Below are 12,144 nucleotides of genomic sequence, written 5' to 3'. Positions count from 1 at the left end.
CTGAAGGCGCTGGTAGTTGATTTGGCAATCGGTCATCTCCTGGGCACTATTAGAGACCCGCAGTTCCAATCTGATCCTGATAGTTCTGGCAAGGGTATTTTAAAAGTTGCATGCTGTCGCTGCCAGAGTTTAGCGCTGGCAGTGCCAAGCAACGTCGTTATGCGCGCATCCTGCTGGTTAATCGAGGTTAATGCAACTGTATGGCCTATTAAACTGATTTCTAACTGAAGGTGTTAGGGATCAATTGAAGTGTAGGCCGCCATGTAGGTTGCTGCGTTGGCTGAGTGAGCCGGAACATGCTGGCCTGGATACCTCTCGCAGCAATTGCAACACATTTGGTTGCGAGGACCTAAGCCCGCAGCAACGCCCAAGCAAGAATGAACAACTTAAGTACAGATGTCCATGATCTGAAACGGTGTTGTTCAGCAAGTTTGCTTGGGGAATCGTTAGCCACTGTAAAAGTGCTTCGAGTGGCTGTGGATGGTAAGCGATGCAGATGACACCATCGTCCTGGTACGCTGGGCCGCACAAGATATGTTCCTCAACGTCCTCGATACGTTTGCCAACCAAGATGTTGGTGTGACCCGGATACTCGATCAGATGACAAACGGCACATTGGTTATTACCACAGCGACTGACTGCTACGTGCAGACGATAGAGCTTTTACCAATGTGCTTGAGTTGCGAACCGTAATTTCTCATGCGTAACCACGGCTTTGCACTACTGCGACGATACTGGTCCGCATCTTATTACTGACATCCTCATATCAGTCACTAGGTAGCTAAGAAGAACCGATAATCCTTGAGTATACAGATCCGATACAAAGCAACAGCTTCTCATAGGCTTGCTCACGGATATCTACTATCCATAGACAACATCATCAGGATAGCTTGATTGTGCAAAGTGGCGACAGCCCGAAAAAATATTTTTCGGATGTCATGATTAATTCAGAAAATTTCTCGAAGACCACGGAGTGTTTCCGATTGCTTCAATTGTCCTGGAGGACAAAAGACGATCGTTATCGTTGCTGATCCAGTACCCGTTTGCTATTGATTTCTCTGCCTGCCCGGTCGGATTCGATGCGGTACCCATGTTCTTGGAAAACACAACGGTGTGTATCCAAGTTAGCTGATCTGAAATCCGGTTGATCCGTTCTATGTTATTTGATTGGTAGAGCCTGATACATGCGATATCAGATTTCTTGTTTTAGGGTGTGCCATAAAATTCAAGGTATCCGAGGTGATGCTGGCTTTTTGGCCGACATGCTTCTGCATGTGTCGTCGTGATGCTCTTCGTGAAGATATATGGAAGCAGATTGAACCGTGGTGGATAGGACGCCGTGGTCGTATTGGCGTGAATGCATCAGGTAACCATTTGTTTGTCGACGCCGCGTTGTATTGCGATGGTGCTTGCATTGCTTAAGTTATGTTGACATTTGCAGGCGTTGACATGCTGCTTGTTGTGCGAACATTTCGGAATGATCGGTATGTTGCTGAGTGGCCAAGTGAAGTAAGGAAGCAGATTGAACGGATATTTCTTGGTCTGAAAAGAGACCAAGGTGCAATGGAAGTCAACCGCCTGAGTGACTCCAAACCAGCCGGATGGATAGGGCGTGCATACCTCCGTAACGCCATTTACCAAGGGAATTTAATCCTTGGTACATCGTGTCCATGTGTGTTTCCCGATGGAGGTGAAACAGTGTCTAGCCACGTGTCTTGTTGGTGAGAGTAGGAGGGATGGGCAGCGAACATCTCCTGATCGTTCCGAACATCTTGTGTGCGGATCAGCGTTCAGCCGGACCTCAGAAAAAGCCATCAACAGTTTCAGTGCTTTATCTGGTAATGGACGCTTCGGGAAAACCATTATGGTTGATCCTTACCGCAGCACCAGCCCAGAACATCTGGTGTGCGTAGGATCACGTCCATCACCTGCATCCCAACGTTGTCATTGCCGATAAGGGAGGATCGCACCGAGATCTTAGTAAGAGTCATTTGATTCAACATTGCTGAGGATGTCTATTGGTGGTACTCGAACCGTGTCTCGTGGTGTATCGCACGTGCAATGTGTTCAGGCGTGTACTCGACCGTATCGAGCATGTGTGTTGAATTTCAACGTATGACGACAAGCATGCTAGCAATGATGTGGTATTCGCATCACTTGCCTGTCCGTTTGGAACATGCATGAAAATGTAAACACGATAGGTAACCCTAACGAGTTTTGCTGTCAGGTTATTTCCATGATGTGGAAGAGATCGAAGCGTTGCTGTCCAATATTTTCTGAGTGCATCGGATATCCAAGCGCTTTGAGAGTGCGGTCAATCGGTTGATCGAACGGCTGTGATATCGATTTCAACTTGGCTGGTAAGGTGCAGTCGGAACATGATTGCCCTCTTTGTAAAAGGTCCAGGGTTTGATTCGGCCATAATTCGCCACACTCAAGTGTGACCACATTTGTCTCCATGTATTTAAACGTCGCGGGACAGTCACGTCAGTCAGTGGTATGCCGCTTAGGCTGTTGGTAGAACTTTACCTGGATTGAGGATACCTTCTGGATCGAACGCGGCTTTGATCGCACGCATTGTTTCTAGCGTTGGTGTGTCGAATGCTTGTGTCATGAAGTCACGCTTAGCTACACCGATCCCATGCTCGCCTGACAGGGTGCCTCCCAGGGCCAGGACTAACTTGAATAGCCTTGGCAGCGCTGCTTGTGCGCGTGCGATGTCCTCCGCATCCTGATCGTCGTACATGATGTTCACGTGCAAATTGCCGTTGCCGGCGTGGCCGAAGGTGACGATTGGCAGCCCAGTCTCAGCAGCCAATATTTCTACGCCGGCAACCAAATCAGGAATGCGTGAGACGGGAACAACAACGTCTTCGTTAAGTTTGCCAGGTTTAATCGTGCGTAGCATTGGCGATAGTGACTTGCGTGCCGCCCACAGCTGGTCGCGTGCGGCTCCATCCGTGGCCACGTCTAGGTCGATTAATCCCTCACCCGAGGCGGCCTGCGCCAGTGCTTGCATTACATAGGGAAGCGTGTCGTGGGTGCCGTCGGCTTCGATCAGCAGCATCGCGCCGGCGATAGGCACCCCGCTACCATTGCGGTACAGCAACTCGATCGCGTTGCGGTCCATGAACTCAAGCGTTGCTGGTATTGCCGGCTGTGACATGAGCCGCGACACCGCCGCCGCCGCCGCCGCCGTATCTCGATAGAATGCACGCAGACCAGCCATGGCTTGTGATTGTGGTGCCAGCTTCAGCGTGGCTTCGACGATGATGGCCAGTGTGCCTTCACTACCGATCAACAAATGGGTCAGGCCGTAACCGGTGGCGTTCTTGGTATAAGCGCCGCCGCAGCGGATCACATCGCCGCCACCAGTCACTGCGACTAGCCCAAGCACGTTGTCGCGTGTGGCACCGTATTTCACCGTACGCGGGCCACCGGCATTCGTGGCGAGATTGCCGCCGATACTGCACATCGCTGTACTGGACGGATCCGGTGGCCAGAAGAGCCCATGTGGTGCCAGCGCTTGTTGTAAGTCGTTGTTAATCACGCCAGGCTGTACTACGGCGCAGCGATCATCTGGGAGCAGCGCGACGATACGGTTCATGCGTGCCAGCGACAGGACGATGCCCCCATTGAGCGGCACCGCGCCACCTACGGTGCCAGTTCCGGTGCCTCGTGCGATTAGTGGCACGCGATGCTTGCGGCAGGCACGCACTATCGCCGCCACCTCGTTGAGGTCACGTGGTAGTGCCACTGCATCGGCACATGCAAAGCACTGCGAGTCATCTTCGCTGTACTGGCGGCGGCTGATGGTGTCAAGGCGCCAACCTTCCGAGTCCAGGAGGGTGGACAGGGTAGTGATCAGTGTGTCGGGCAATCGAGTGGCCATCAGGAGCAGGGCGACACATGGTGGTTGCGAAGTAGAACGTCCATCTCATGCCAGCAGCAAGGTTTATTCATTTTCATTGGAGTCTGAGATGCCATTTTTGCAATCCATTGAATTGAAAGGATGGAATGTGTTGTCTGTGTGCCACGGCATGTCCGTAGGATTTTGATGTTTAGGAGTGATGATCTGAACTCACAATATGTGTCGCACCAAAACCATGCCATCCATCGCCTGAGTATGCGAACACGCCATAAGCACTTGCATAAATAATATGGTAGCGCCTTGGGCTCCGTTGCGAGGCGGCGTCTTACAACGCTTGTTGGTTGTAGACTTGAGTCGTGTCACCGATCATGCGCGAAGTGTGGCCCTATGCTTGTAGTGCAGGCTAATGAGCGCCATCTTCCTTCTCATGTCTGGAGTGTTCGACTTCACCACTCTGCCTTGTTGCATAGGATGCGATGATAAATCCCCTATTTTCGCATTTGAGATCAGGTGTTGGGATACTGGGTCATGATCGAGTTCTGGTAGGCGCCTTTCCTGAAAACCACTATTTCATCAAGTATTGCTTGATCAAAGCTTCCTTCAGTGCTAAGACCGCTAATACTGAGCTTATTGTGCCGTTCGCCTTGGGATCGCAGGCACGAGGCAAGTTCGACACTTCCTGACTGAGTCAGCAATCATGGATGCATACCAATAGGTTGCCGTCGCCGCAAAAACAACCGATGACAAGCAGTGGGGTGTTTCTCGTGTGGCTGAAATACCAAGGTGCCTCTGATCGTGGATGCTTCATGAAAAAAATGTGGTTGATCTACACTGCAGATGTAGCTCAGGGCATCACACATACACAGGATTGTGTTGACGACCTGCCTGACAAACCCTTCATTGCCGCCAGACGTCTTGTATACAGCGGAGCAGCGACATTCCAACAGTGCACAGGGTGTCATTGGGTTGCGTTCGAACAAGCAAGTTGAAACGTTGTGACAGTCGAGAGGTGACTGTATACACAAAAAGTGCAGTGCTTCTTGAAACCGTATCAAGCTTTTCTGTTAACCGTGACCTGTAACGACAAGCGTTTCAGTAGCGATCTCGTGTTGGCTTTGCTTGCCTGTGCATCTGGAGCATGCATGAAAATGCAATGTGCCTATATTAAATGGCTTTCATATAAAAAGACCGATTTTTATAGGATCCAGGTATTTCATTCACTTGGTATCTTTTCTGGCGTCATGCATGTTCTTTACGGATCCATACGATGGCTGTTGCGTGTTATGCACCATGTCGATGGAGTATTGATGATCCGATGGTGTGGTCAGCCCTTGCGTGACGTCTTTTTGATCCAGAATCATATTCTGATTCGCATGGTCGATGGTTTCCGGGCTGCCTGCCATAATCACTTCTAGTCAATTGCAACGGATACATCACCTCATCGAGCAAGCATTCATAGCGTCATCATGTCCAGGCGATTGAGGATCTTGTTCGGCAATAGCAACACGGGTTGCTGCTAAGGAGGGATACCGAGATTGCACCTTGCTTTTTGTCCACTGCAATAGCCATCAGCATCGCACGGATGGTCTCAATATCATCGTTGCCAGTGTCCAGTTGTATCGGTGTCCATGTGGTGATGAGTCCATGAAAAGGGCTTCGATGCTGGGTCATCTGCATCTTCTAGATCGGTTACGTGACGAGTATTCAGGGGAATCTGCTCCGACGTGCAGACGTGTAGCTGGAAGAATACATGCCGGTGTATTACATCTGCCCGCAGCGCGCGTTGCACCTGCCGTTCAAACCGAAGAAACATTACGTGCGGACATGTCCGCGACGTGTCATCACTGATTGTAAGGTATCAGCGATGCTTGCATCCTTAGTTCTTGGTAGATCGATGCATTGTGCTTGGTATGCAGATGCTTCATCAATGCTCGGATAGGTTTACGCCACGGAAGGCGCATCCGTTTGACTGTAGGGTGTCGCCGCTTGAGGGTGATGAGTGCGTCTTAGTGATCCGTACATAGATGATCGAACCGCTGCAACAAAGAGATAAAAAAGTTCTGATATCCTTTGACCCGATGCGCAAGAGACGACGTGACTGCAAGTGCGACACGTACAAGGTACTGTGTCTTATCGGGCACTGTTCCGACCGATCCAGGCAATAGATCGTCATTGAAAATTGCAACGAAAGTAACGCTTGAAATGTGCTTCTTTTATCTTCTTAATTGATGCCGTCTTTCAGTCAAACGGATGATCCCTTCTGGTGCCGGAAGCCATGAACTGTGAAGAACTGCGCGCATCTCCATCATGGTGAACTCCGATAGGGCTTACTGCTACGGATTGTTGCGTTGATGGTATTTGCTGTTGCTCATGGGGTGGCATAGTCTTTCGAATATGACCTCGGTTCCCTTTTCCCAGGCAGTTCTCGTCCCCCCCTCGTTGACTGACGGGAGGTTACCTGATTACTTTTTGCACCTGGAGTGCATGGCTGCTCACTTAACCCATGAGCAATTGATGGGGCTACGCCGTGCTTGGGTCATTGGTGTGGCTGCCCATGCCGGGCAAACGCGTAAGTCTGGTGAGCCGTATATCACCCATCCTGTTGCTGTGGCTTGTGTCTTGGCGGAGTTAGGCATGGATGCAGAGGCATTGATTGCGGCGATTCTGCACGACACCATTGAGGATACTTCAGTGACCCGTGAAGTACTCGCTGCCGAGTTCGGCGAGACCGTGGCGGATTTGGTGGACGGCGTCACTAAATTGGACAAGCTGAAGTTTCGGGATCGCCAGGAAGCGGCCGCTGAGAGCTTCCGTAAAATGCTGTTAGCGATGTCGCGTGACTTGCGTGTGATCATGATCAAGTTAGCCGATCGCTTGCACAACATGCGCACGCTTGGCGCGCAGAGTATTGAGGCGCGTAGCCGTATTGCACGTGAAACGCTGGAGATTTACGCGCCGATTGCCCAGCGTCTTGGCATGGCGCTGATGAAAGCCGAGCTCCAGGACCTTGGGTTTCGTGCATTGCATCCGTGGCGGCATGCGATCATCGAGAAGCACATTCTCAACCAGCCAGTGGTGCGCCGTGAGGCGATGGAACGCATTGAATTGCAGTTGTCTCAGCGCTTGATGCAGGAGGGGATAGAACACCGTGTGGACAGTCGGATTAAGACTCCGTGGGGCATCTACAACAAGATGCGCGACGATAACAAGTCTTTCGACCAAGTGATGGATATGTTTGGGTTTCGGTTGGTCGTCAAGAGCGTTGCTGATTGTTACCACGCATTGGGTATCGTGCATGGCACTTTGAAACCATTGGATGGACGCTTCCGGGATTTCATCGCGATTCCCAAAGCAAATGGCTATCAGTCGCTACATACCGTTCTATTTGGCCCATACGGTTCACCGATCGAAGTGCAGATTCGTACCGAAGAGATGGATATGATCGCCGAGCGCGGTATTGCCGCGCACTGGACCTACAAGTGCGGCAGTGATTCGCCGAATAGCGCGCAGAGCCGTGTTCACGCCTGGATTGCTGAACTGATCGAATCGCAGCGTACCGCGGCTTCCTCAATGGAATTCCTGGACAACCTCAAGGTTGATCTGTTTCCCGACGAGGTTTACTTGTTCACCCCCAATGGCAAGATCTTTGCTTTGCCGAGGAATTCCACTGTTCTGGATTTCGCCTACGCGGTGCATACCGATATTGGCAATCATGCGGTGACCTCGCGTGTGGATAAAAAACTGATGCCGCTGCGTACCAAACTTTCCAGTGGCCAGACCGTGGAGATCATCACCGCACGTTCGGCCACACCCAAGCCACAATGGTTGGAATTTGTGGTGAGCAGCAAAGCGCGTACTGCAATCCGCCATCAACTCAAACAACTTCAACACGAGGATGCGGTGCAGCTTGGTCACCGCATGCTTGATCGTGCGTTGGAGGCCATGGATAGCTCGTTGGAGCGGCTGCCCAAGGGCCGGCTCGATGCGTTCCTGGCTGAGCATCACTTCCAGCGTTTGGAGGCGTTGTTAGCCGACATCGCGCTGGGTAACTGGATGCCCAATCAGACCGCGCAAGCGCTGTTGGCTTACACGGAGTTGCGTGGTGGCATGCCTGCTGAGTACTTGCGCGAGAAGATCCTGATCAATGGTAGCGAACGCGGCGTCATCAGTTTTGCTAACTGTTGCCAGCCGATTCCTGGTGATGAGGTGATGGGCTACCACACGACCGGCAAGGGGATCGTCGTACATCGCCTGGATTGCCCGAACCTGGCTGAGTTACGTAAATCACCTGAGCGTTGGGTGCCGATCGATTGGGATGTGAACGTTTCTGGCGACTACGATGCCTCGTTGCTGGTCGAAGCCGAGAATCGCACTGGCGTACTTGCGCAATTAGCGGCGGCGATCGCACAGAGCCATTCCAATATCGAACGCGTCGACTACCTGGAGCGTGACTTTAATGCAACGCTGCTGCGCTTCAGTATCCAGGTACGTGACCGCCGTCACTTGGCCGAGGTGATGCGCCGGTTACGCCGCTTGCCAGCGGTACAGAGCGTACATCGCCAGTAGCTTCCATCTCTGATACCAGTATCTTGACTGGAGTGTTAGTAGATGATGCCTGTGGACCATGTGGTGTTTTTCGTGTGGTTTGCCTCTGCACCTGGAGTATCGATATCGCTGTGTTGCGCTTTCAAGCATGCACTGCTCATACGGAGCGTTCGATGCCATATTTGAAAAACGTTATTTCCGTCTTGCGCACATTCCTGTGCCCGCCTACGGATGGTGGGGTTGGTGGCCCTTGAGGGGGCACCGATACAATGCGTTTTCATTTTCCATCTATCCACGTTCAAATGTCCTTGCAGATCATTCATACCGAAAAAGCGCCGGCTGCGATCGGCCCGTATTCTCAGGCCGTGTGTGTTGGCAACACAGTGTATTTTTCAGGCCAGATTCCATTGGATCCAGCCACCGGCACGATCGTTGCCGGTGACCTCGCGGCGCAAGTGCGTCGTGCATTCGATAATCTCAAGGCGGTGGCCGAGGCTGCCAACGGTTCTCTCGCCAACATTGTCCGCTTAGGGTTGTACCTGACCGACTTGGAACAGTTTGCTGTAGTCAATGCCGTGATGCAGGAATACTTTCAGGCACCCTTCCCGGCGCGTTCAACCATTGAAGTGTCCGGCTTGCCAAAGGGGGCCGATTTCGAGGTTGATGCAGTGATGGTGCTCGACTGATCCTGCTATGCCGCGTGCACGTTCGTATGTCCCCGGTTTGAGCGCGGCTGGCGACATGCCATTGGCGACGCTGCCGCGGGTTGGGCCGGTGCTGGCTCGGAAATTCGCCGCACGTGGCATCCTCACGCTGCAGGATTTGTGGTTACTGCTCCCATTACGTTATGAGGACCGTACTCGGCTAACCCCGATTGCACAGCTTCAGGATGGGGTTGCGGCGCAGATCGAGGGGTGGGTGGAAGCGGCGGAACGCGGCTTTCGTTACCGGCCACTATTACGTGTGCTGTTGTCCGATAGCTCGCATAGCACGCTGGCGATGCGTTTCTTCCATTTCCGCGCCGCACAGGTCGCGCGGCTGGCTGTCGGCACGCGGGTGCGTGCTTACGGTGTGCCCAAACTTGGCCAGCATGGTTGGGACATCGTGCATCCCAGTTACCGCATCCTTGCCCCTGGTGAAGATGTCCCGCTCAATGACTGCTTGGATCCGGTGTATCCGGTGATCGAGGGGGTGGGGCCTGGCATCGTCCGTCAGCTGATTCGCGAGGCATTGGAACATTTGCCTGCCGATGCGGCCTTGGAACTATTACCAGACGTTTGGTTGCGTGACCTTGGATTGCCATCGTTGCGTACCGCCCTACTGATCATGCATCGGCCGCCGTTGGATGCCGATATCGCACGATTACTGGTGGGTACTCACCCGGCGCAGCAGCGGTTGTCGTTGGAAGAATTGCTTGCTCACCAGCTTAGCCTGCGTCGCCAGCGCATCACGTTGCAACGTCATGCTGCCCCGGTATTGCCTAACCGATCTAGTTTGGTGGCAGGTCTGTTGCACACACTGCCGTTCAGCCTGACTGGCGCGCAGCAACGTGTGTTCGCAGAGATCGCTGCTGATCTGGCGAAGCCGGTCCCGATGCTGCGTCTTGTGCAGGGCGATGTCGGCAGTGGCAAGACGGTGGTTGCAGCATTGGCCGCGTTGCTGGCGGTGGAGCAGGGCAAGCAGGTGGTCTTGGCGGCCCCGACGGCGTTACTAGCCGAACAGCACTTTACCAACCTGTGTGACTGGTTGGAGCCATTAGGCGTACGGGTGCGTTGGTTGGCTGGCAAGGTGACCGGCAAGGCTCGTATCCAGGCGCTGACTGAAGTGGCTTCCGGTGATGCGCAGGTGGTGGTGGGTACTCACGCCCTGATGCAGGAGTGCGTGGTGTTCCATGACTTGGCACTGACCATTGTCGATGAACAGCACCGTTTTGGCGTACATCAGCGTTTGACACTGCGTGACAAAGGTGCTGCTGCTGGCATGGTGCCGCATCAGTTGGTGATGACCGCCACTCCGATTCCACGCACCTTGGCGATGGCGGCGTATGCTGATTTGGATGTTTCGGTGATCGACGAAGTGCCACCTGGCCGTACCCCGGTGCAAACGAATGTGCTTAATGCCGAGCGTCGCCCGGAACTGGTGGAGCGTATCCGTCTGGCCTGTGCTCAGGGGCGCCAGGTCTATTGGGTGTGTACGCTGATCGACGAGAGCCAGACCGAGGCAGGGCATGTCACCGGCCGTGGCAACGACCTTGGGAATCGGAGCGAGGTACAGGCCGCACAGGCTACCTATGAGGCGCTGTCAGAACAATTGCCAGGTGTCCGTGTCGGACTCGTGCATGGGCGCATGAAGGCTGATGAAAAACAGCGGACAATGCGTGCGTTCAAATGCAATGAGATCGATTTATTGGTGGCCACCACGGTGATCGAGGTGGGCGTCGATGTCCCCAATGCTTCGCTGATGATTATCGAGAACGCGGAGCGCCTAGGTTTAGCGCAGCTCCATCAATTACGTGGTCGGGTCGGACGTGGTGCTGCGGTGTCGAGTTGCGTGTTGTTGTATCAGGTACCCTTGTCGATGCTAGCGCGTCAACGTCTTGAAATCATGCGCCAGACGAACGACGGCTTTGTGATTGCCGAAAGGGATCTGGAACTGCGTGGCCCAGGTGAGTTGTTGGGGACGCGCCAAACGGGTCTTGCCACGTTTCGCGTTGCTGACCTGGCCCGCGATGTTGATTTGCTGCCACGCGTGTGCGTGTTAGCGAACATGTTGCTGGCCGAATCGCCACAGCTGGCCGATCAGGTGATTGAGCGCTGGATTGGTAGCTCGGTGCGCTACGCGGCCGCCTAATGTGTGTCATGCATTGCTTGAATCACTGATATCCAAGTTGAAGTGGATACGTTGGGCGATTTTACCGCCTTCCATCTTGTGTGATGCCGGATCCGATTCTGGTGGTGCTCCTGCGCTGCTTGGCTATACACCCATTCCAATGGGATAGGGATTCTGGTTGCTCTTGAGTACAACAGAGCGGTTGCTGCGTTCTTAACACTGTCGACATTATCGTGATTCGCGCGATGCTCGTGTAGCTGCTTTAAGAAACCGTGCGATGCAGGCGTTTGACGCGTGTCCTCGGATGGAATGGTCCATGAAGTACTTGCCTGGGCAATACTTTGGAATGGCTGATCGACTTCAGAGCGTGTGCGTATGTAATCCGATATCGGGTTGATGAAGCATGTGGCCACGTGCTTTGAGCTGTACAGTATTGAAAGGAAAAGGAAACAGGATGATGAGCTATGTTCTGAAAAAGGTGATATCAGACATTACATGAGCGTGCTTCCAATTGAAGGACGTTTGGAAAAGCGAGATCACCAGGCACAGTGGATGTTTTGTGTGTGAATGAACATGGGCAAGCATGACGCGAGCAACGTAATGCTGTCCCTATGAACAGCGATTCGGTTAGAACGGCTGCCATCATCGGTGCAGCCGTCCAACGTGATAGGCCCTGCTCAAGAAGAATGCTGGTGGGTGATATTCGGTCGGATCTTGAGTGCTTTGACATAGATCGGGGGAGTGCATATGAGTGATAAGGGCCGGTGATACCAACGAGTAAATGGTTGTGATTCTCCATGCACCGCAAGCCAGATGGGTGTGCTGGAAAGATGGTTCCTGCTATCCGGTATTTTGTTGTGGGGATAAAAGCGTGTGAGTGAGGTTTCATCGCCTTCGGA

Annotated in this window: 5 protein-coding genes; 3 read left to right on the top strand and 2 right to left on the bottom strand. The window is 53.0% G+C overall.

What is annotated here, in order from left to right; genetic code table 11:
• Positions 1 to 2,506 precede the first annotated feature (2,506 nt).
• Together PLS229_RS09715 and PLS229_RS09710 are read right to left on the bottom strand one after the other, a co-directional pair.
• The gene (locus tag PLS229_RS09715; protein WP_038270513.1) at positions 2,507 to 3,892 is read right to left on the bottom strand and encodes an FAD-binding oxidoreductase; all 1,386 of its coding nucleotides are present in this window, start codon (positions 3,890 to 3,892) and stop codon (positions 2,507 to 2,509) included.
• Positions 3,893 to 5,088: 1,196 nt separating this feature from the next.
• A complete protein-coding gene (locus PLS229_RS09710) occupies positions 5,089 to 5,274 on the bottom strand; it encodes a hypothetical protein (RefSeq protein WP_038270515.1) in 186 nt (61 codons plus the stop codon).
• A gap of 991 nt (positions 5,275 to 6,265) precedes the next feature.
• Between PLS229_RS09710 and PLS229_RS09705 the strand changes: the two genes are divergently transcribed.
• The 3 genes from PLS229_RS09705 (at position 6,266) to recG (ending at position 11,266) form a co-directional block, all read left to right on the top strand.
• On the top strand, positions 6,266 to 8,437 hold the full coding sequence (locus PLS229_RS09705) for a RelA/SpoT family protein (protein ID WP_038270516.1): 2,172 nt from the start codon (positions 6,266 to 6,268) through the stop codon (positions 8,435 to 8,437).
• Between the two features lie 281 nt (positions 8,438 to 8,718).
• Positions 8,719 to 9,102, top strand: coding sequence for a RidA family protein (locus tag PLS229_RS09700; protein WP_038270517.1), 384 nt, complete (start codon positions 8,719 to 8,721; stop codon positions 9,100 to 9,102).
• A 7-nt stretch (positions 9,103 to 9,109) separates the two neighbouring features.
• A complete protein-coding gene (gene recG / locus PLS229_RS09695) occupies positions 9,110 to 11,266 on the top strand; it encodes an ATP-dependent DNA helicase RecG (RefSeq protein WP_038270518.1) in 2,157 nt (718 codons plus the stop codon).
• The last annotated feature ends 878 nt before the right edge of the window (positions 11,267 to 12,144 follow it).

The organism is Xylella taiwanensis, assembly GCF_013177435.1.
Taxonomy (GTDB): Bacteria; Pseudomonadota; Gammaproteobacteria; order Xanthomonadales; family Xanthomonadaceae; genus Xylella; species Xylella taiwanensis.
The sequence above is the reverse complement of the archived record's forward strand: the minus strand, read 5'-3'. Positions and strand labels throughout refer to the sequence as shown.